This is a genomic window from Cellulomonas endophytica (genome assembly GCF_004123805.1).
Taxonomy (GTDB): Bacteria; Actinomycetota; Actinomycetes; order Actinomycetales; family Cellulomonadaceae; genus Cellulomonas; species Cellulomonas endophytica.
The window spans coordinates 43869-64153 of the sequence record NZ_RWJX01000010.1 but is presented as its reverse complement, the minus strand read 5'-3'; the positions used below and the strand labels follow the sequence as shown (position 1 = coordinate 64153).

The 20285-nt window shown below is 77.6% G+C and carries 16 protein-coding genes and 2 pseudogenes; 11 read left to right on the top strand and 7 right to left on the bottom strand.

The window, feature by feature from the left end; all coding sequences use genetic code 11:
* Positions 1 to 23: 23 nt before the first annotated feature.
* Positions 24 to 2039, bottom strand: coding sequence for an apiosidase-like domain-containing protein (locus EJA20_RS05115; protein WP_164983835.1), 2016 nt, complete (start codon positions 2037 to 2039; stop codon positions 24 to 26).
* A 223-nt stretch (positions 2040 to 2262) separates the two neighbouring features.
* On the opposite strand from EJA20_RS05115, the gene EJA20_RS05110 reads away from it, so the two are divergent.
* The 5 genes and pseudogenes from EJA20_RS05110 to EJA20_RS19900 all read left to right on the top strand — a co-directional run.
* Positions 2263 to 4407 (top strand): glycosyltransferase, encoded by a 2145-nt coding sequence (locus EJA20_RS05110; RefSeq protein ID WP_129337083.1) that lies wholly within the window; start codon positions 2263 to 2265, stop codon positions 4405 to 4407.
* Positions 4404 to 5711, top strand: a complete 1308-nt coding sequence (locus EJA20_RS05105; protein WP_129337082.1) for a glycosyltransferase — start codon at positions 4404 to 4406, stop codon at positions 5709 to 5711. Before EJA20_RS05110 ends, EJA20_RS05105 begins: the two co-directional genes overlap by 4 nt.
* 187 nt (positions 5712 to 5898) lie before the next feature.
* Positions 5899 to 7092, top strand: a complete 1194-nt coding sequence (locus tag EJA20_RS05100; RefSeq protein ID WP_129337081.1) for a serine hydrolase domain-containing protein — start codon at positions 5899 to 5901, stop codon at positions 7090 to 7092.
* A gap of 107 nt (positions 7093 to 7199) precedes the next feature.
* Positions 7200 to 7463: a dihydrofolate reductase family protein gene (locus EJA20_RS19710; RefSeq protein WP_129337080.1), complete on the top strand. Its 264-nt coding sequence runs from the start codon at positions 7200 to 7202 to the stop codon at positions 7461 to 7463.
* A pseudogene (locus EJA20_RS19900) lies at positions 7460 to 7657 on the top strand (dihydrofolate reductase family protein); the annotation flags it as partial. The gene EJA20_RS19710 and the pseudogene EJA20_RS19900, both read left to right, overlap by 4 nt.
* Before the next feature lie 173 nt (positions 7658 to 7830).
* Here the strand turns inward: EJA20_RS19900 and EJA20_RS19375 are convergent.
* On the bottom strand, positions 7831 to 8946 hold the full coding sequence (locus EJA20_RS19375; protein WP_240675063.1) for a vanadium-dependent haloperoxidase: 1116 nt from the start codon (positions 8944 to 8946) through the stop codon (positions 7831 to 7833).
* A 423-nt stretch (positions 8947 to 9369) separates the two neighbouring features.
* On the opposite strand from EJA20_RS19375, the gene EJA20_RS19060 reads away from it, so the two are divergent.
* The 3 genes from EJA20_RS19060 (at position 9370) to EJA20_RS05075 (ending at position 11099) form a co-directional block, all read left to right on the top strand.
* The gene (locus EJA20_RS19060) at positions 9370 to 10143 is read left to right on the top strand and encodes a helix-turn-helix transcriptional regulator (RefSeq protein WP_205687370.1); all 774 of its coding nucleotides are present in this window, start codon (positions 9370 to 9372) and stop codon (positions 10141 to 10143) included.
* 67 nt (positions 10144 to 10210) lie between these two features.
* Complete coding sequence (locus tag EJA20_RS05080; protein ID WP_240675062.1) at positions 10211 to 10570, top strand: nuclear transport factor 2 family protein; 360 nt, start codon at positions 10211 to 10213, stop codon at positions 10568 to 10570.
* Between the two features lies 1 nt (position 10571).
* Positions 10572 to 11099 (top strand): MarR family winged helix-turn-helix transcriptional regulator, encoded by a 528-nt coding sequence (locus EJA20_RS05075; protein WP_240675061.1) that lies wholly within the window; start codon positions 10572 to 10574, stop codon positions 11097 to 11099.
* 369 nt (positions 11100 to 11468) lie between these two features.
* Here EJA20_RS05075 and EJA20_RS19895 read toward each other — a convergent pair.
* The 3 genes and pseudogenes from EJA20_RS19895 to EJA20_RS05060 form a co-directional block, all read right to left on the bottom strand.
* Positions 11469 to 11780, bottom strand: a pseudogene (locus tag EJA20_RS19895) (hemerythrin domain-containing protein); the annotation flags it as partial.
* Positions 11781 to 12007: 227 nt separating this feature from the next.
* A complete protein-coding gene (locus EJA20_RS05065; RefSeq protein ID WP_129337079.1) occupies positions 12008 to 12961 on the bottom strand; it encodes an SDR family oxidoreductase in 954 nt (317 codons plus the stop codon).
* Between the two features lie 23 nt (positions 12962 to 12984).
* Positions 12985 to 13758 (bottom strand): DUF3159 domain-containing protein, encoded by a 774-nt coding sequence (locus EJA20_RS05060; RefSeq protein WP_164983834.1) that lies wholly within the window; start codon positions 13756 to 13758, stop codon positions 12985 to 12987.
* 211 nt (positions 13759 to 13969) lie between these two features.
* Between EJA20_RS05060 and EJA20_RS05055 the strand changes: the two genes are divergently transcribed.
* On the top strand, positions 13970 to 14839 hold the full coding sequence (locus tag EJA20_RS05055) for a helix-turn-helix transcriptional regulator (RefSeq protein WP_205687369.1): 870 nt from the start codon (positions 13970 to 13972) through the stop codon (positions 14837 to 14839).
* 24 nt (positions 14840 to 14863) lie between these two features.
* Here the strand turns inward: EJA20_RS05055 and EJA20_RS05050 are convergent, their stop codons facing one another.
* Together EJA20_RS05050 and EJA20_RS05045 are read right to left on the bottom strand one after the other, a co-directional pair.
* Entirely contained in the window at positions 14864 to 15361 is a 498-nt protein-coding gene (locus EJA20_RS05050; protein ID WP_129337077.1) for a beta-class carbonic anhydrase, read from the bottom strand.
* On the bottom strand, positions 15358 to 16062 hold the full coding sequence (locus EJA20_RS05045; protein WP_240675056.1) for an alcohol dehydrogenase catalytic domain-containing protein: 705 nt from the start codon (positions 16060 to 16062) through the stop codon (positions 15358 to 15360). Before EJA20_RS05045 ends, EJA20_RS05050 begins: the two co-directional genes overlap by 4 nt.
* A gap of 112 nt (positions 16063 to 16174) precedes the next feature.
* Between EJA20_RS05045 and EJA20_RS05040 the strand changes: the two genes are divergently transcribed.
* The gene (locus tag EJA20_RS05040; protein ID WP_240675055.1) at positions 16175 to 17380 is read left to right on the top strand and encodes an MFS transporter; all 1206 of its coding nucleotides are present in this window, start codon (positions 16175 to 16177) and stop codon (positions 17378 to 17380) included.
* Positions 17381 to 17636: 256 nt separating this feature from the next.
* Positions 17637 to 20285, top strand: a complete 2649-nt coding sequence (locus EJA20_RS05035) for a hypothetical protein (protein ID WP_129337074.1) — start codon at positions 17637 to 17639, stop codon at positions 20283 to 20285.

The window sequence follows — 20285 nt, the reverse complement described above, 5'->3', positions numbered from 1 at the left end:
GGCCGGCGGCCCCGCCCGGTGCCTCAGGCCCGGTCGACCACGAGGAGGGCGTCGGCCCAGCCGCCCGGGACGTCGAGGGCGCGGGCGCCGGAGGCGTCCTCGTCGCCCAGGGGACGGGTCGACCCCGTGGCCGGGTCGACCCACGCCAGGCGGACCCGGTCGGCCGACGTGAGGCGGCCGGCGGCCGCCAGGTCGAGCGTGAGCGACCGGCGCGACGGCACGTAGGTGAGCACGGCGCCGCTCGACGACCGCCCGGACACCGCGCGCGTCGCGTCGTCGCCCCCGGCCCCGGCGAGGAGGGGCGCCCGCACGGGCTCGACCTCGGGGTGCTCGGCGAGGAGGCCCGCGATCCGGCCGACGTCCGTCGCCGAGCGCGCGCGGACCGCGGCCGGCCAGCCGCGGTCGACGTCCCACACGTCCTCGTGCCCGTACGCGAAGCCCGCCCCGGACAGCACCGCCCACCAGGCCTGCGCGCGCAGCTCGGTGCGGTCGAGGAACGGGGCGCGCTCCCGGCCGTCGTAGTAGGCCTCGGCGACGACGGAGGGCACGCCCCGGCCGAAGGCCGCGCCCGCGTGGCGGTGGACGAGCTGGTCCGAGTAGGGGTTGACCAGGGTGTGCCACTCGCGCCCCCCGAAGAACGCGGCCGAGGACACCGCCCGGGGGCCGTGGTAGGTCATGAGGTGGCGGACGGGGGAGTGCTCGCGCAGCGCCCGCGCCATGGCGTCCGTCGCGGCGACCTTGTCCGACCGGTCCCCGCCGGGGGCGACCTTCGCGACGTCGCCCCGGGGCGCGTTGTCGCCGCCCAGCATCCAGACGAGGTTCGTGTGGCCACCCAGCCGCCGCCCCAGGAAGGCGCCGTAGGCCCCGGCGTTGCGGGTCGTCACGTGCGCGCGCCAGTCCTCGCCGCCGTAGCCGTACCAGGACGGCACGGCGGTGACGGCCAGCCCCCGGGCGGCGGCCTCCTCGACGAGGTAGGCGACGTGGTCCCAGTAGTCGTAGTCGTCGCGGCGCGGGTCGCGGGTGCGCTCGCCGACCTCGAGGGGCCGCGACAGGTCGAGGCCGTCGACGAACGGCCTGTCGCCGTAGGCGTTGGCGGGGCCCTCGTCCTGCTGGCCGACGAAGTGCAGCAGGGACACCTGCACCGCGGTGAAGCCCTGCTCCTCGCGGGCGTCGAGCCAGCGGCGGATCTCGCCCTGGTCCATGCGCGAGGGCGCCATCCACGCCGTGTCGGCGAGGTAGAGGAAGGGCCGGCCGGCCGCGGTCACGAGGTGGTCCCCGTCCGCGCTCGCGCGCAGGGGGAACGTGGCCGCCGGGGGGCGGGGGACGGCAGGGGGCGCCGGCGGGGCGGGCGGAGCGGGCGGTGCCGGTGCGGGCCCGTCCTCGTCGAGCGGGACCGCGGCGATCGCCGAGACGGTGGCGTGGTTGACGTGCTCGTCGAAGACCAGGTCGAGGACCCCGTCGTCGACCCGGACGTCGACGCCGACCGTGTGCGCCGTGGCGTGCCCCACCTCGGCGTGGAGGTCGAGCCGCTCGACGACGGGGGTGCCCTCCGCGCTCACGGAGAAGACCCGCTCCCCGGGCGCGGTGTGGAAGTTCTCGAGCAGGTGGAGCGTCACGCGCCAGGTGCCGGCCGCGTCGAGCGGGAGCCGGTAGGCGTCCATGCCCACCCGCAGGTCCTGGTAGAGCGCGTCGTCCTCCGTGCCGGACACCGGACCGACGTCGTCGACCGTCGTCGGGCGGCCGCCGACGTGGCCGGCGTCGGCGGACCAGAGCCGCCCCTCGACGTCGCGGTAGGCGTCGCCGCCGGCGTTCACGCGCACGGCGCGGGGGGTGGGGGACCCGGCCGCCGGGTCGTCGTCGCCGGCGGCCGGACCTGCCGGCAGCACCGCCGCCGCGAGCACCGCGACCGAGAGGACCCCGACCGACCGGGGGGTCGCCCGCGACCCGCGAGGGGGGCGGGCCCGACGGCCGCCGTCCGGGCGGGCGGGGCGGGCGGGGCGGGCGAGGTCGGTGCCGGTGTCCTCGGTGCTCGGGCCCACGGGCTCCTCCTGTCGTCGTCGGCGGTCGGAGGTTCGCACCTTAGGGTGAAGGGCCGTGAGGCGCCCGACGCCGTGACCGGCGGCGGAGCGCCCGCACCTGAGAGCACGCTGCTACGGGCGTCCGCCCTCGGCGGGTGGCGGGGGCTCCGGGCCGTTACCGTCTCGGGCGCCGGAGACGACCGTCCGTCGACCTCCGGCACTTCTCCAGACCGGGGGATCGTCCGTGGGCATCCAGACCTCGCTCGACGCGCTGCGCGCCGCCGAGCACATCGTCGACGCCGTGCACCTGGCGGACGAGCTGGCCTTCGAGGCCAGCCGCGACCCCGGCACCCGCACGGTCCGCGTCCTGCGCGGGGCGTTGGAGGACGGCGACCAGCTCGTCGCGATCGCCGCCGTGCACGCCCTGGGTGCCGCTGCCGACGAGGAGGCCTCGCGCGCCGTCGCCGCGCTGCTGTCCGACCCGCGCCCGTTCCTGCGCGAGCACGCCGCGTGGGTCGTCGGCGGCGGCCTGCCCCGCCCGGAGGCGGTGGCGCGCCTCGTCGCGATGACGGCCGACGGCGGCTTCGCCGGGATGCTCGCGCAGCGCAGCCTCGAGCAGTGGGCCGCGCACGCGCCGGAGCCCGTCGCGGTCGGGCTGGAGAGCGCGCTCGTGGGCGTCCGGGAGCCGGCCGCCCGGGCGCGCCTCGTCGAGACGCTCGGCCTCGTCGCGCACCCGCTGGCCGTGCGCCCGCTCCTCGTCGTGGCGGACGACCCCGCGGAGGACGAGGTCGCGCGGGTCGCCGCGGTGGCGGCCCTGGGCGAGCGGCCCGGGGTCCCCGCCGTGCTGGCGCTCCTCGACCGGCTCGCGGCCGCGCCCGGCCACCTCGGCGACGTGGCAAGGCTGGCGCTGCTCGACACGGCGCCGCCGCCGGTGCACGCGGGCGACGGGGACGGGCTGACCGTCGGCCAGCTCTTCCTGCACGCGGACGTCGACGCCCGTCTGACGGCGGCGGGCGCGGGCGACAACGGCGGCATCGCGACGCTGCTCGTCCGGCTCGGCGACGCGCTCGTCGCCCCGTCCGCGACGCCGGTGCGACGGGTCGTCACGATGTCGCGCGGGTCCGCCGTGGAGGCGCGCGCCGACCTGGCCGGGCTCGGGGGTGACGGGCACGTCTACGGCCGCGTCCCCCTGCTCCACGACCCCGTGCCCTCGCCCTCCGCCTGGCCCCTGCGGGTCGCGGCCCGGCGCGGGATCCGCCGGGTCGTGCGCGCCGCCGGGGTCGACGTGCTCCACCTGCGCATGGCCGACGTGGGCAGCCTCGCGGCCGCGGACGTGGCCCGTGCGCTCGACATCCCCGTCGTCTTCACCGTCGCCCCGGACCCGCACGCGGTGATCCACTCCCTGGACCTCGCGGGCACGCTGCGCCGGGACAACCTGGGCGACGTCGACGCGGTGGAGCACTTCTGGTTCCGCGCCCGCCTCGTCCAGCGGCTGGCGGCGAACGCGGCGCACACCGTCCTCTTCCCGAGGCCCGCGCTGCGCCGCGACATGCGCCGGCTGGTGGGCATCGACATCGCCGCCCGGCCCGAGCGGCACACGGTCGTCCCGGAGGGCGTCGACCTCGGGGTGGTCGAGCGGGCGGTCGGCGAGGCCGTCGCGCACGCCGGGGGAGCGGCGCCGACGCCCGCGCTGGCCGAGCTGCGCGACCTCGTCGGCGGCCTCGCCCCCGAGCGGCGGGGGCTGCCGCTCGTCGTCAGCGTCGGTCGCCTGCACCGCGTGAAGGGCATGGCGACGCTCGTGGAGGCGTGGGCGGGCAGCGACCTGCGCGGGCGTGCGAACCTCCTCGTGGTGGGCGGGGACGTCGCCGACCCCTCCGCCGACGAGCGCGAGCAGCTCGACCGCATCGCGGCGGTCGTGCCCCCCGGGGAGCGCGCCGCGGCGGGCCTCCTCGTGCCCGGGCACCGGCCCAACGACGTCGTCGCGCGCTGGGTCGCGGCCGTGCGGACGGGCCTGCCGGGCCTCGTCGCGCCGCAGGGCGTCTACGCCTGCGCCAGCCTCAAGGAGGAGTTCGGCATCGCCCTGCTCGAGGCGATGGCGTCGGGCCTCGTCGTCGTCGCGCCGGACGGCGGCGGCCCCGCGACCTACGTCGTCGAGGGCGTCACGGGCTTCCTCACCGCGACGTGGGACCGCGACCGGCTCGCCGCCGCCGTGGGTGCGGCGCTCACGGCCTCGACCGCGGAGACCGACGGCCGCCGGGCCGCCCGGTCCCTGCGGACCGTCCAGCGCAGCTTCACCGTCGAGCGCATGGCCCTGGCCCTCGCGGACGTGTACGGCGGGGTCGTCGACGAGGAGCGCGCCGGCCGCCTGGCCGCGGGAGCCACGGCGTGACCCTGCTCGTCGTCAGCCCGGACTACGCCTCCCACCTGCTGCCCCTGGCCGCGCTCGCCGCGGCGTGGCGCGACGCCGGGGAGCGGGTCGTCGTGGCCTCCGGCCCCGCGACGGCCGGCCTCGTGGAGCAGTTCGGCTACGAGCGCGTGCCCCTCACGCTCGGCCGCGGTTCCAACCCGGGCGTGATGCGAGCGGAGGCGCAGGTCGACGCCGAGGCCGACTCGCTGCGCGGGTTCTTCGACGCCACCCGCCGCGGGATGGTCGAGACGCTCGCCTACCAGGCCCGTGAGCGGCTCGTCGACCTCATGTGGCAGCCCGTCGAGAAGGCGCGCGCCACCCTCGCCGTCGTCGAGGCGGTCCGCCCCGACGCCGTGCTCGTCGACCACCTCGCCTACAGCGCCCGGCTGGGCCTGGGTGCGGCCGAGGTGCCGTACGCGGACGTCGTCCTCGGGCACCCCACCGCCCTGCCCGTGGGCGACGAGGTGTACGGCCGCCCGCCGGTGTGGCCCCGGGCCTTCGCGCCGGAGCCGGGAGCGCTGGCGGCCCTCGACGCGCTCTGCCGCCGGGTCGCCGACCGGTTCACCGCGGAGTGGCACGACGCGGCCCGTCGGCTGGGGGCACGGGGCCCGGAGGTGGACGACGCCTTCGCGCTGCACGGGCCCCTGGTGCTCTACAACTACCCCGCCGAGCTGGCCGACCCCGCCCGGGCCGCCGCGCTGCCGCCCCACGTGCACCTGGGGGCCGCGCTGCGCGAGGAGCCGGCCGACCCCGTGGTGGACGCCTGGCTGCGCGACGGCACCCCCTTCGTCTACGTCAGCCTCGGCAGCTTCCTCTCGGTGCGGGACGACGTGCTGGCCCGGGTCGCGGCGGCGCTGCGGCTCGCGGGCGTGCGGGCGGCGGTCGCCTCCGGGGCGACCCCGCCCGCGGCGCTGGGCCCCGTCCCGCCGGGGTGGCTCGTGCGCGAGCACCTGCCGCAGGTGCGCCTGCTGCGTCGCGCCGCCCTGGCCGTGACCCATGGCGGGAACAACAGCGTGACGGAGGCCATGGCCACGGGGACGCCGCTCGTCGTGCTGCCCTTCTCCACCGACCAGTTCGCCGGGGCCGCCGCCCTCGAGCGCGTCGGCGTCGGCGTGGCGCTGGACCCGAACACGGCCACGGTCGAGACGCTGCGCGCGGCCGTCGACGCGGCCATGGCCCTGCCGGCCCCGGCCGCCGGGCTGCTGGGCGCGGTGGCCGACGGCATCACCGCCGACCCGGGTCCGCTCCGCGCCCGCCGCGCCGTCACCGCCGCACCCGCCGGCTAGCGCCGCCCGTCCGGGCACGGCGCCGGGCCCCGCGCCGCCCGGGCCGCACGGTCGTTGACGCCGCGGCGCCCGCGGAGGACGGTGGGGAGGGGGGCGTGCGCCGAGGAGTGGCGCGGACGCGTCGGGCGGACCGTGCTGCCGGGGCGGAACCGCCCTCCACCTGTGGGGGACGGAGGGCCGGCGTGCCATGAGTCCCAGGACGGCGGGGGCCACCGGGTGGGTGTGCGCGCTCGCGGCGGCGGTCGTGCTGGCGTCGTCCTGCACGGGCGCCCCGGCCCCGACGCCCGCGTCGACCGCCGCGGGTGCGGCAGCGCCGGCGCCGGTCCTCTGGCCCCGCGCGCCCGGGACGTCCGTCGACGACGGGACGGCAGGCGCGCTGCAGGAGCGGCTGGACCGGTGGCGCGCGGACGGGGACGCGCCCGGTGCCACCGCTGCGGTCGTCACCGCCGACGGGTCCTGGAGCGGTGCGAGCGGGGTGGACGGCGCCGGCCTCACCCTGCAGCCCGACACGGCGGGAGCCGTCGGGAGCATCACGAAGACGTTCGTCGCCGCCGAGGTCCTCCGCCTCGCCGGTCGCGGTGACGTCGACCTCGACGCCCCCGTGAGCGCCTACGTCGAGCTGCCCTTCGACGACGGCGGCGCGACCGTGCGGCAGGTCCTGGGGATGCAGAGCGGGTTCCCGCAGGACCCGGTGCACGACCTGCTCCATGAGCTGACCGACGTGGACCGGGAGTGGACGGCGGCCGACGTCCTCGGGCTCGTGGTCCCGTCGACGACGCAGGGCACCCTCGGTGGCGCCACGGACTACAACAACCTCAACTTCTGGGTGCTCGGTCTCCTCGTCGAGGAGGTGGCGCAGGAGCCGCTGGCCGCGGTGCTGCGCAGCGACCTCCTCGACGCGGCGGACCTGGAGCGGGTGTGGTTCCAGACCGCCGAGCGGCCGGTCCCGCCCGTCGCCGTCGCGGCAGGGGAGCCGGACCTGCCACCGGTCGACGGCGACGGCCCCTACCTGCCGTCCCGCGCCGTCGCCTCCGCGGCTGCGGCCGCCGGCGGGATGGCCGCCGACGCCCCGAGCCTGGCGCTGTGGGGCCACCTCCTCTACGGCGGCCACGTCGTGGACGCGGCCCTCGTCGAGCAGATGACCGCCGCCGAGGGGCCGGAGGACTGGTACGGGCTGGGCACGGAGGTGGGCCGGGACGAGGGGCAGCCCGTCGTCGGGCACGGCGGCGACATCGGCGTCTCCCACGCCCTGCTGCGCGTGTGGCCGGCGTCGGGGACGGCGGTCGCGGTGCTCGTGCCGGCCGCCGCGCCGACGACGCTCGACACGTCGCGCACCGTGCAGGGGCTGGTCTCCGCGCTCCACGAGGTGACCCTGCCCTGAGGTCGCGCCCTGCTCCGGGCCGATGAGTCGGGGCGCCCCGCCGGGTCGGTCGTGGCAGGCGCCCGCCGCGGCCCCCGGGCCGGCTCGGCACACGCGAGGCGGGGACCGTGCGGACCGTCTACGCCTTCGTGACCGTCTCCGTCGACGGGTTCCACGCCCGGCCCGACGGCAGCACCGACTGGCTCGCCGTCGACGAGGGGTTCGAGCGGTACTCCGGGGCGCAGGGAGACGCCATCGACACGATCGTCCTGGGTCGGCGCACCTTCGAGCTCATGGCGTCCTTCTGGCCCACGCCCCAGGCGCGGGAGCAGGACCCGGTCGTCGCCGGCTCTATGAACGACCTGCCACGATCGTCGCCTCCCGCACGATGACGTCGCACCCCTGGGGGCCGACGGAGTTCGTCGCGGACGACGTCCCCGGGCGGCTGCGGGCGCTGAAGGGCGAGCCGGGCGAGGACGTCGCGGTGTTCGGCTCGTCGTCGCTCGTGGCCTCGCTGCTCCCGACGGTCGTCCTCGACGAGCTGCGCGTGGTCGTGCAGCCGACCGTGCTCGGCGCGGCGCTGCGCTTCCTCGAGGGCGTCCGGACCCCGGTCCCGCGAGAGGACAGGGGTCCGGACGTTCGGCAACGGCCACACCCTGCTGACCTTCCGGCCGCCGCCGACGGCCTGACGCCCCGGCCGGCGGCCGGGCGGCGCCCGCCCGGCCGGTCCGACGACCGGCCCGGGCGGGCGCCGGGCCCTCACCAGCGGAAGTGGGAACGCAGGACCTCGCGCGCCGTGCGCTGGGCGAGACGCGCGCCGTCGTCGACGGAGCTGCGGAAGTGCAGGCCGGCCCAGACGCGGCCGTCCGCGACGTCCCGGGTCAGAGCCGTCGGCGTCGCGAAGCGCCGGTCCCCGAGCCCCGTGACGCTGGGCATCGTGAAGTCGATCCGGTGCGTGCCGAGGAACCGGGCGACGACGAGCCCCGCGGCGGGCGTGATGCACGAGTGCGCGCTGGGGTACTCGGGATGGTTGGGCGTGGGCAGCAGGGGCGTCCACGCCGGGTCGGGCGCGGTGCGGGCGTTGCCGTCGCTCCCGCCCGCGCGGATGGCGGTCACGGGGCGCCAGAACAGCTCGTCGTACTTGCTGCCGAAGCAGGCGATGAAGGCGTCGGCGTAGGTCACCGACACCATGGCCAGGAACCGGGCCGCGTCCGCGAGCCCCAGGCGGTGCTCGGCGACGAACGCCCGGAACGCCCCGTGCGCCTGCGGCACGGGGGGCTCGCCCCAGAAGCGCGCGACAGCGGTCTGCTCGGGGGTGCGGGCGGTGCTCGTCGCCGACCCCAGGCGCGCCACCTCGGCGTAGTCGCGGGCCCAGCGCCGGCTCGTCAGCGACGGCGGCCCCTCCGGCCGGAGCGCCTCGGCCGAGCGCACCGCGAAGGGCGTCATGCGACCGAGCCAGGCGCCGATGGGCGGCGTGGCAGCGGTGGGGACCCAGCGTCCCGGCACGGGCGGCTCCGGTACCACGTACGGCTCGACCGGCGCGCGGAAGCCGTCGTCCCGGCGGAGCGCGAGGAGGGTGGCGGCCACGTGCTCGCCCACCGCGACGCCGGCGGTCTCGGCGGGCCCGTCCGGGATGGTCGAGAGCGCGAGCGCACGGGCGTCGGCGAGGGCGGGGGCCTGCAGCGGCAGGAGGTGCAGCAGCACCCGGTGCGCGGCGGCGGACACGGCGGCCTCCGCCGAGGCGCCCTCGGGCGCGTCCGCCGCCACCGCGAAGGGCTCGTGCCCGCCCTCGACGGCCACGGCGGCGTCGTAGACGGCGATCGCCGCGTAGGCCAGCACGAGGTGGCCCTCGGCGGGGCTGAGGCCGGCGGCCACGGTGGCCGCCGTCGCGGTGCGGTCCCAGTCGCTGACGTAGGTGTCGGGGGCGGTGGGCCCGGGGCGGTGCGCGCCCGCCGGTCCCGCCGCCGGGAGGGCCAGCAGCGCGAGCGCGACGGCCGCGGCGCTCGTCCGGCGCAGGGGCCGCCGGAGGTGAGGGTGCCCGGTCGGCGGGCGCGCCCCGCGGCGGGGGGGCGGATGGGGCGGGGTGAGCGGCGCCGGGCATGGTCGTCTCCTCTGACGTCCGGGCGGTCGGCCGGCCCGGGGCCGGGACGGCCGGTGACACCTCACGCTGGCCCTCGTCGGCCCCTGCCCGCGATACGACGTTCGGCGTACGCTCGAGACGGCGACCGTCGCGCAGGGCCGTGCCCATGACGTGCCCGTACTGCCCAGGACGGGGCCAGGACGTGCTCGGGAGCAGCCATGGCTCGTCGCACCGGCTCGGCCGTCCTCCCCGAGGTCCTGCACCTGCTCTCGGGACCGGTGCCCGCCGTCCAGGGACCGGGACCGCCGACGCTGGCGCCCGACCTGCTCCGCGCGCTGGGCGCCCTCGTCCCGAGCGACCTCGTCGTCTACGACGACCTCGCGCCGCGGCGCCGGCGGGTCGGCGTGGTCGCGGACCCCCTCGGGCTCGACGTCCGGGCCGAGCCCCTCCCCGACGCGTTCACGGAGGCGTTCTCCGACGCGTTCTGGTCGACGCCCGGCGCCTCGCACCCCGACGCCGGCGGCGACCTCGTCTCCGTCCGCCTCCTCGGCGACGTCGTCCCGCTCCGGCAGTGGCGGAGCAGCCCGATGCACGCGCTGCTCCGTGACGACACCGACATCGAGCGCCAGCTGCTGCTGCCGCTCGGCGGGACCGAGGGCCGCTCGCGCCGGGTGCGGTTCGTCCGCCTCCACGGCGGCGACTTCACGGACACCGACCGCGCTCTCGCCACCGTCCTGCGCCCGTTCCTCGTGGCCCACCTGCAGGCGGTCGAGCTCGCGCTGCACGGCGCCCGGCCGCCGACCGTGCGGCAGCGTCAGGTGCTCGCCCTGCTCGTCGCCGGGTGCTCGAACACGGAGATCGCCCGCCGCCTGGGCATCAGCCCGCAGACGGCGCGCACGCACCTGCAGCAGCTCTACGCCCGGCTCGGGGTGAGCAGCCGGGCGCAGGCGGTCGCGGTCGCCGGCGAGGTGGTGACGCTGCCCCCGTCGTAGACCTCCTCGGGGGATCGGCTGCTACGGTGCGTGAATTTTCACGCGAAGAACCGGAGGTGGAGGAGGCGTGACCACGACGACCACGGACGAGCTCATGCGCGCGACCCTGCTGGAGGTCTTCTCCGAGGGGGACCCCGAGCGGCGGATGGCGGCGATCCGCCGCACCTACACGGAGGACGTCGTCTTCTCCGACGCCGAGGGGCGCGTGCGCGGGCACGAGGCGCTGAGCGCCAAGGTGCAGGAGATCCTCGACGGCGCGCAGGGGCTGGAGTTCCGCGCCAGCGGCGAGCCGTACACCGTGCAGGACCTGGGCTACCTCGCGTGGGAGCTGGGACCCGAGGGCGGTGCGCCGGTCGTGCGGGGCGTCGACATGGGCCTCGTCCGGGACGGCCTGCTCGCCGCCGTGTGGACCGTCCTGCTCCGCTGACGTGGGCGAGCCGCCGCCGGGAGGCGACGACCTCGCCCCCGGGTCGCCGTTCGCGCTGCTGAGCACTGCCGAGACGCGGGCCTGGTACGCCTACATGAAGGTGCACCTGCGCCTGCGGTACGAGATGAACCGCCAGCTGCGTGCCGGTTCGGGGCTGTCCCTGGCGGACTACGACGTGCTGGTGGCGCTCGTCAGCCAGGACCCGGAGCCCATGACGGTGTCGGACGTCGCCGTCCGCATCGGTGCCGAGCGCAGCCGTGTCTCCCACGAGGCGCGCCGGCTCGAGCGGCGGGGCCTCGTCGCCCTGCGGCCGAGCGACGCCGACCGGCGCGCGACGGCGGTGGCCCTGACGGACGCCGGCAGGGACGCGCTCGCGGCGGCCACCCCTGGGCACGTGGACCTCGTGCGGGCCGTGTTCTTCGACGCGCTGACGCCGGTGCAGGTCGAGGCGCTCGCGGAGGCGTTCGAGGGCGTCTACGAGGCGCTCATCGCGCGCGGGACGCTGCCGCGGCCCGTCGACCATCCGTGACGCCGCCCCTCGCCGACCTCCAGGACGCCGCCTCCCGGCCGCCCCCGGCCGTCGGTCCCGGTGCGTGGCGGGGTGCTCGCCCGTGCGGAGGAACGGGAGCCGCTCGACGGCGTGCGAGGCCCGCGCCAGGGCCGTCCCCGCCGCCCCGAGCGCCGGCACCAGCCGCTGCGGACCCCGCTGGACGAGGAGGTCCACGACGTCGCGCGCCCGGTCGACGACGGACAGCGGCAGCGCGGCCAGGACGTTACCCGGCGGCCGCCGTGCCACCACGGGGTGCGCCCGCGTCGGCGCCAACCGGCGAACGACCTCCCACGCGACGCCCAGCCGGCGCAGCGTCCGGGCGTCGGTCACCTCCTGCAGGCGCGGGAACAGCTCGTCCTCCTCGTCGCGCACGTCCTCGCGCAGCACGTCGACGAGACGGTCGAGCAGCGGACCGCGCGCCGGGTCGCCCGGGGGCGCGGCCTCGAGGCGGGTGACGAGCTCGTCGACCTCCTGGTGCTCGCGCTCCACCTCGAGGGTCAGCGCCTCCCCGTCCGGCAGGGCACGGCGCAGCACGGGCCAGAGCACGGACTCCTCGGCGAAGGCGTGCGGGAAGACGAGCCGGTGCAGGCGCCGCAGGACGTCCTCCTGCGCGCGGCCGTCCGTCGTCCCCAGCTCGTGCAGCAGCCGGTCGAGCCGCACGTGGTCCTGCCGCTCTTCACGAGCACGCTGAGGCGGCCGCCCAGCTCGTCGGTGGTCTGCTCGCCGATGGTCCGCACAGGGGCCTCCTGTCGTCCGCGGCCCCCGTTCTGGACCCTGGCCCGAACCTACGACGGCCCGCCCGGGCGTGCGCGCGGGGCGACGGCGCGACGGCGCGGTCCCGGCGGCAGGAGGCCGACGGGACCGCGTCCGGACGCCGTGCCGGGGGGCTACGCCGCCGCCGCCTCGCGCTCGAAGGACACCGAGGCCAGCCGCTCGGAGACGGTCCAGACGCGGCCGGCGTCCTCGGCGCTGCGCAGGGGGCGGTAGAGCGCGTGCTCGGCGGGGTTCCCGCGCAGGTTGCCGAGCCCGTCGGGTCCGTAGAGGCGACCCCCGCGGGCGTCCGACGAGGTCGCGGCGTACAGCGCCGGCAGCTGGGCGCTGTCGACCGTGCCGACGAGGAGCCCGGCGCGCGACAGCCGGCGGATGACGGCGATCTGCGGCGTGTCCTGCGGCCGCCCCAGCTCCGGACGCGCCGTCAGCAGGCTCGTGGGGGCGACGCCGGGGTGGGAGAGGTTGCTCGTGATGCCCCATCCGCCGGCGCGGCTGCGCCGGTCGAGCTCGAGCCCGAACAGGCCGAGGGCGACCTTGGACTGCCCGTAGGCGCGCCGGCCCTCGTAGGAGGCCTCCCAGTTCAGGTCCTCCCAGTGCAGGGACCCGCCGCGGGCGGCGACGCTCACCTGGGAGGTGACACGGGCCCGCCCGGCGCGCAGGAGCGGGAGGAGGTGGGCGACGAGTGCCACGTGCCCGAGGTGGTTCGTGCCGAGCTGCAGCTCGAACCCGTCGACGGTGGTCTGGCGCTCCGGCGGTGTCATGACGCCGGCGTTGTTGACGAGCAGGTGGATCGGGCGGCCCTCCGCCCGCAGGCGGGCGCCGAGGGCGGCGACCGACGCCAGGGACGCGAGGTCGAGGTCCTCGAGGCGCACGAGGGCGCCCGGGTGCGCCTCGCGGATGGCGGCCGCGGCGGCGGCGCCCTTGGTGCGGTTGCGCACGGGGAGGACGACCTCGGCGCCCGCGCCGGCGAGCCGGCGGGCGATGCCGAGGCCGATCCCGTCGCTGCCTCCGGTCACGAGGGCGCGTCGTCCGGTCAGGTCGGGCAGGGTCATGCTGGGGGTGCGAGGCATGGGGGGCTCCTGGTGGGGGGACGTCAGCGGACGGGGGTGGTGACCGGGGCGGGCAGCGGGTGGGGTGCCGTGAGCCGGGCGGGCGCGGCCGGGGACGCGCCGGCGGCCCGTCGGGCGAGCACGAGGGTCACGGCGTAGTGCAGGGCGAACAGCGTCGTGGCGCCCACCTGGACGGCGGCGAGCACGGCCGGCTCGTCGGCGCGGTAGGCGGCCACCCGGACGACGAGGTTGGTCGCCGCCAGGGCGAGGCCGACCACGGAGCTCGCCGTGTAGAGGCGGCGCAGCTCCCGGTGCTCCCCCCAGTCGCGGGGCCCGCCCGAGAACGGGTGGACCATGAGGCCGGCCAGGGGGCGGCGCACCGCGAACGAGACGGCGTAGGCGGCGACGAAGACGACCGGCAGCACCATGGTCGGCAGGAAGAACGCCCGGGCCTCGCCGACCAGCGCCGCGACGGCGGCGCACACGGCCGCCACGAGGAGGCCCGCGACCGCTGCCCCGGGGGGCTCCCGCCGAGCCAGGCGGACCGTGCAGGCGGCGACGGCGGTCGCGCCGAGGGCGAGCAGCGCCGGCCCGAGGCCGGCGGCGGCGTCGGCGACGACGAAGGCGACCGTCGGCGCGGCGGCCGCCGCCAGGCCCACGGGCCCGCCGACGCGCTCCAGGGCGCGCCGGCCGGCGGCCCGGGCGGTCGACCCCCCGGTGGGCTCGGGCAGGCCGAGGGCCTCGCGCGCCCTGCTGCTGGGGCTGCGCGCCGTCCCGTCGGGGGCTCGGCCGGCGGTCGGCGGGTCGGTGGTGTCCATCGCGTCCTCCTGGTGGGTGCGGGGTGTGCCGCCAGCCTCGGGGCGGTCGCCGGACGGAACCAGGGCCTGCCGATCCGTCCCTGCGCCGGAGCGCCTCCGGGTGCCGCCGCCGCGAGGGGGGGATCGCCGGGCCGTGGCTCGGCCGCGCGGTCCCGTGTAGGAACGGCACCGGTGGTGGCCGGACGGGCACCACCCGGGCGAGGGGGATCGTGTGGCGACCATCGACAGGGCGGGGCTGGCCGAGTTCCTGCGGGGGAGGCGGCAGGCGGTGCAGCCGCAGGACGTGGGCCTGCCGCGGGGATCGCGCCGCCGGACCGCGGGGCTGCGCCGCGAGGAGGTGGCGGCCCTGTGCCACATGTCCACCGACTACTACGCCCGGCTCGAGCGGGAGCGCGGGCCGCACCCGTCGGAGCAGATGATCGCCTCCATCGCCCAGGGCCTGCACCTGACGCTGGACGAGCGGGACCACCTGTTCCGGCTCGCCGGGCACGAGCCGCCGCCGCGCGGGCCGCAGGGCCAGCACGTCGGTCCTGGCCTGCTCCGCGTCCTGGACCGGCTCGTCGACACCCCGGCCGAGATCGTCACGGAGCTCGGGGAGACGCTGCGGCAGAGCCCGCTGGGCGTGGCCCTGACCGGCGACGCCACCCGGTACACCGGCCCGGCCCGCAGCCTGGGCTACCGCTGGTTCGCCGACCCCGCCAGCCGGCACCTCTACCGCCCCGAGGACCACGCGGCGATGTCGCGGCTCTACGCCTCGCACCTGCGGGAGGTCGTCACGCGGCGCGGCCCCGGGTCGCGGGCGGCGCAGCTGGCGGAGCTCGCGCTCGCGCGCAGCGCGGAGCTGCGGCAGCTGTGGGAGACCCACGAGGTCGGGCTCCGGCCGGAGGACGTGAAGCACTTCGTCCACCCCGAGGTCGGGGCCCTCGAGCTGCACTGCCAGACGTTGCTGGACCCGCAGCAGCAGCACCTGCTGCTCGTCTACACCGCGGTGCCCGGCACGGAGAGCTACGACAAGCTGCAGCTGCTGGCGGTCCTCGGGACGCAGGCCGTCGCGGCGGAGGGGCCGGGCCGCACGGCCTGACCCGGCGGTGGCGGTGGCACGTCGTCAGGCTGCCGGCACGACCTCGCGCAGCAGGCCGGTGGCGACGTCGAGGACGAAGCCGCGGACGTCGTCCGTCCGCGGCACCGACGGGTCCTGCCGGATCCGCTCCACGCCCGCGCGCACGTCCTCGTCGAGGTCGGAGAACGCCTCCGACGCCCACGTGGGGCGCACGCCGGTCTCGGCCTCGATCGACGAGCGGAAGGTCTCGTCGTCGAACGTGAGCATCCCGCAGTCCGTGTGGTGCACGAGGACGACGGCCCGGGTGCCGAGGAGCCGCTGGGAGATGGCGAGCGAGCGCAGCACGTCGTCGGTCACCACGCCGCCCGCGTTGCGGATCACGTGGGCGTCGCCCTCGGCGAGGCCCAGGAGGCGGTGCACGTCGAGGCGCGCGTCCATGCAGGCGACCACCGCGAGCCCCCGGGCCGGCGGCAGCGGCAGCGGCCCCGAGAACGTCTCCGCGTAGCGGGCGTTGGCGGCGACGAGCTCGTCGGTGACGGTCATGCGGACCTCCGGGCGACGGCCGGCGCGTCGGGGCGCCGGCGGGACCGCCAGCGTCGCAGGCGGGAGCTCCCGGGACGACCCCACGTGGTGAACGCGGTGACGCGGGCCCCCAGAGCGTGCGCGAGCTTCACGGCCAGGTGGCCGAGCCCGCCGACCCCGACGACGCCCACGCGCACGCCCGGCCCCGCGCCGTACCGGCGCAGCGGCTGCCACACGGTGATGCCGGCACACATGAGCGGCGCTGCGGCCGCCGGGTCGAGGCCGGGAGGCAGGGCGTAGGTGAAGGCGTCCCGCACGACGACGTGGGAGGCGTACGCGCCGTGGGTGCGCGAGCCGTCGACCCGGTCGGTGCCGCCGTAGGTGAGCGTGGGGTACTCCCGGCAGTAGCTCTCCTCGCCCTCCCGGCAGGCCGCGCACGTGCCGCAGGAGTCGACGATGTTGCCCACCGCCACGGCGTCCCCCACCGCGAACCGGGTGACGGCGGGACCGACGGCCTCGACCACCCCGACGAACTCGTGCCCGGGCACCAGCGGCAGGTCGGCCGCCCCCGCGCCCTGCACGGCGTGGACGTCGGTGTGGCAGACGCCGCAGTGGGTGACGCGCACGACGACGTCGTCCGGCCGGGGGTCCCGGCGGGGCACGCGCCAGGGGTGCAGCCGGCCGCCGACCTCGGTCAGGGCCCATCCGGTCACGTCGCGCACGTCGTCCTCCTCGCCGTCCGGGCGCCCGCCCGGTGCGCCTGCGACGCTAGGAGGTGGAGTGCGCTCCAGCGCAAGGGCACGGGGGCGCCCCGGTCCGGGGGACCATGGGACCGTGACCACCACCCTCGCGCCCCTGACCCGCGCCCGGGAGACCGCGGCGTCGCTCGCGGTGTCCGCGATCGCCTTCCTCGTCGTGACGGGGGAGACGCTGCCCGTGGGGCTCATCCGCGACGTCGCCGGCGGTCTCGACGCCACGGTGGGGCACGTGGGCCTGAGCGTGAGCCTGTACGCGCTGGTGGCGGCCGCCTCGGGGGTGCCCATGACCCGGCTGGCCGCGCGCTTCGACCGCCGGGCCGTCCTCGTCGTCTGCGCCGTCGTCTTCGGGGTCACGCAGCTCGTGGCGGCCGCCGCCCCCGGGCTCGCCGTGTTCCTGGTCGCGCGCGCCGTGGCGGCCCTGACCCACGGGGTCTACTTCGCCGTGGCGACCCCCGCCGTGGTGCGGCTGGCGCGCCCGGAGGTCCAGGGCCGCGCGGGCAGCCGGGTCGCGGTCGGCGGCTCGCTCGCCCTCGTGCTCGGGACCCCGCTGGGCACCCTCGTCGGGCAGAGCGCCGGGTGGCGGGTGGCGATGGCGGGGGTCGGCCTGCTCGCGCTCGCCCTGGCCGTCGTCGTCGCCCGCCTGCTGCCCCCCATGCCCCCGGCGGCCGGCGCGGCGTCGGCCGCGCGGGGCGGCGTCGTCGCGACCTTGCGCCCGCGCGCCCTCCGCGTGGTCATGGTGGTCACGGCGGTGCTGGTCACCGCGCACTTCTCGCTGTTCACCTACATCGCGCTCTTCGCCGACGACGGGCTGGGCGTGACCGGCCGTGCCTTCTCGGTCCTCCTCCTGGTCTACGGGACGGCGGCGGTGCTGGGGAGCACCTGGGCGGGGCGCCTGGCCGACCGGCACCCCGTGCGCGGCCTGCGCGCCGGGGCGCTGGTCCTCACGGCGGCGCTCGTCGTCGTCTGGCTGGCGGGACGGCTGCACGCGACCGCGGTCGGCGTCCCCGCGCTCGTGGTCTGGGGCGGCGCCTTCTCCCTGCTCGTCGTCTCCACCGCCCTCGCGGTGCTGCGGCGCGCCGGCGCGGCCCAGGCGGAGACCGCGTTCGCGGTGCACGGCATCGTCTTCCAGGTCGGGATCGTGTCGGGGTCCGCACTCGGGGCCGCCCTGCACGGCGCGGACCTGCTCGGGACGGTCCCGCTGGTGGCGGCGGGTGGGGGAGCCGTCGTGCTCGCCCTCGCGGTGAGGGGCGGCCGGGCGTTCCGGTCCGGCCCGGTCGGCTAGGAAGCCTCCGGCATCGCGGTGACCGACCAGGAGCCGACGCCGTTCCCCGACCTGCCGGTCACGGAGGGTCTGCCGGCGCTCGCGCCGTCCGCCCGGGCCTTGACCGCCCGCGCGGCGGGGAGCACGCTGGTCCCGACCAGGTCCGCGAGCGGCACCGGAGCCGCAGCGTCCGACCGGTCGACGCCCCGGCCAGGAGGGCCCGTGCGCCGCGGCGTCCCCCGACGCACCCGCCCGACGACGTGCTGCGGAGGCGGCCATGTTCCGCGTGCTCTCGTCCCTCGTGCGCGGAGGCCTGCACTTCGGCGGGGAGGACCCCGTCACCGGCGGGCCGTGGCACCACGAGAGGATCAGCGTCGAGGCGGCCGCGGCGTGCGGGTTCAGCCCCGAGGCCGCGTCGACCGTCGCCTGGCACGCCGACTACGTCGACTCCTACCTGTACAACCCGCTGTGGTGGGCGCCGGGCGGGCTGTCCCGCCTCAAGGCGGCGCTGTCCGGGGGGCCGCTGCTGAAGAACGTGCACTTCGACGACCTCTTCTCCCCGGGCCAGGTGCACACGATGTGGCGGCGGTACACGAGCGGCACCGTGGCCGGCCTCGTCTGGGCGTGGCAGGCGCAGGACGTGGCCGCCGCGCGCAACGTCGTGGGTGTGGGCCTGCACGCGCTGCAGGACTTCTACTCCCACTCCAACTGGGTCGACGACCCCGCCCGGCGCGCGGTCACCTACCTGGAGATGACCCCGGCGCAACGGCAGGGCGTGCCGCTGTGGACGGCCTCCTACGAGCTGCCCGACCACCTGGGCATCCGGCCCCACGGCAAGCCGGCGCCGTGGTGCGGCGTGCTGGGCGGCGTGAGCGCGGTCATGGACGTCGTCTGCCACCCGGCCTCCCCGCTGTCCGACGGGCCGCTGTGCACGGCCTACCGAGCCTGCCGGGACGCCGCCGAGGCCCGCCCGGAGACGATCGCCGGCGTCCCGGTGCCGGCCGGCGTCTACTACCTGGCGCCGGCGGGGGTCGCGCTGGACAGCACCTGGCAGGCCGAGATCGGGGTGCGGGTGCGCGGCCTCACGGACATCACCGGTGCCGAGCTGTTCACCGTCGCCCGGGACCTGGCGTTCGGGACGTCCGTGCAGTGGTTGGACCTGCTCGAGGAGCGGATGGGCGCCCTGGGTGCCGGGGCGTTCTGGGACCAGGTGCGGACCGGCGCGATCGAGGCCGGGGAGCGCGAGCGCCAGTACGAGGACTTCTCCCGGTTCCCGTACGGGTTCGCGGCCGTGGGCACCTACCCGCCGCCGGTGCAGGAGGACCCGGAGGAGTGGTACCTGCGGGTCCGGCTCGTCACCGCGGGGGAGAGCGGTGCCGGGACCGACGCCGACGTCGTCGCCCACGCCGCCGGCCGCTCCGACGTCCTCGACCACATGCCGCGGGACAACCCGCTCCTCGCCTACGACGACTTCGAGGCCGGCGACGACCACGTGTACTACCTCGGCCCCTACCCCCACCTGCCGGCCGAGCTGGTGCTGGAGAACCGGTCGGCGAGCGCGGGGGAGGTCCTCCTGGCCCTGGGGGCGGCGTTCGTGGCGACGGTGCAGCGGGCCGTCGACGCCGTCGCCGCGTTCCTGTCCGAGCTCGTCGGCGGCCCTGCGGACCTCGTCGGGAACGGGAAGCAGGTGTGGAGCCCGACGGACCTGGCCGCCCTTCCCGACGACGCGCCCGCGCCGTGGTCGGTCCGGGTCGACGGACGCGCCGAGGGCCGCTACCGCATCGACGGGGACATCCGCCGCACAGGACGCAGCAGCGAGGGCGCGCTGTCCTGGAGCGGGTACGAGGTCCGGGTCCTCACCCTCGTCTGCGAGAAGGAGTCCGAGTGGGACCGCGCGTCCGACTCCGACGAGCCGTTCGTGCTCGCGCTGCTGGTCAACCAGGCGCCCGGGCAGGTGGAGCGGGTGCGCACCGGTTCCTTCGACGACGTGGACACCGGCGAGTCCCGTGCGATCGGCCACACCTTCCCCCCGGTGCGCGTCCCGGACGGCTACGGGTACCTGACCCTGCCGGTCCAGGTCCTCGAGAGCGACGACGAGTCGCGCGCCGACCGGGACCGCGCGCTGGAGGAGTTCGCGACCGGGGTCTCGGTGCGCACGGCCGAGGAGCGGGAGCGGTTCACCACGACGTTGGGACGGGCGGTCGCAGCGGACTGGAAGCTCGCGCGCGCGGAGGTGTTCGCCTTCACCCGCGGGCCCACCGTCCGGGCGGGCACGGCGTACCGGGCCGACGTCGACCGGTGGGTGCGCGGCGGGGAGCGCCTGGCCCTGCCGCTCGAGCTGCCCGCGCCGACCCGGGTCGACGTCGGGCTGGGCGCCAACCCGCCAGGAGGGACCGTGCTCGCGCTGACCGAGATGTCGCCGGCGGCCCGCTGGGCGGGGGCGCAGCTCACCGATGCCGGCGGGAACGTGCAGGACGAGGTCGACCTCGTGTTCGGCGGTGGCGACGGCGACGAGAACGGGTTCGCCCGGCTGGAGCCGCTGGCCCTGGAGGACGGGCGGACGACGACGGCGCTGTGGACGCACCCGAAGTGGGTGCCGGAGGGCACGGTCAAGGGCTGGCACCCGGACACGGTGCTGCCCCCGGGGGCGCGGTTCGAGGCGGAGGTCGGGTTCCGCCTCGGGGCCGTCCACACCGACGGCGTCCGCTTCCTGGTGATCGAGCACCACACCCGTGACGACGGCGCTCGCGAGAGGAACCCGGTGGTCGACGTCCACAAGGCGTACACCGGCTCGCTGCAGCCGGTCGCGGCCGACCTGTCCCACCTCGCGGGTCGTGCGGTCGGCCTCGAGCTGCGGGTGGACGCCGGCCCGTCCTCGGGGCAGGACTGGGCCGTCTGGGTCGACCCCCGCGTCGTCGGCGCATGA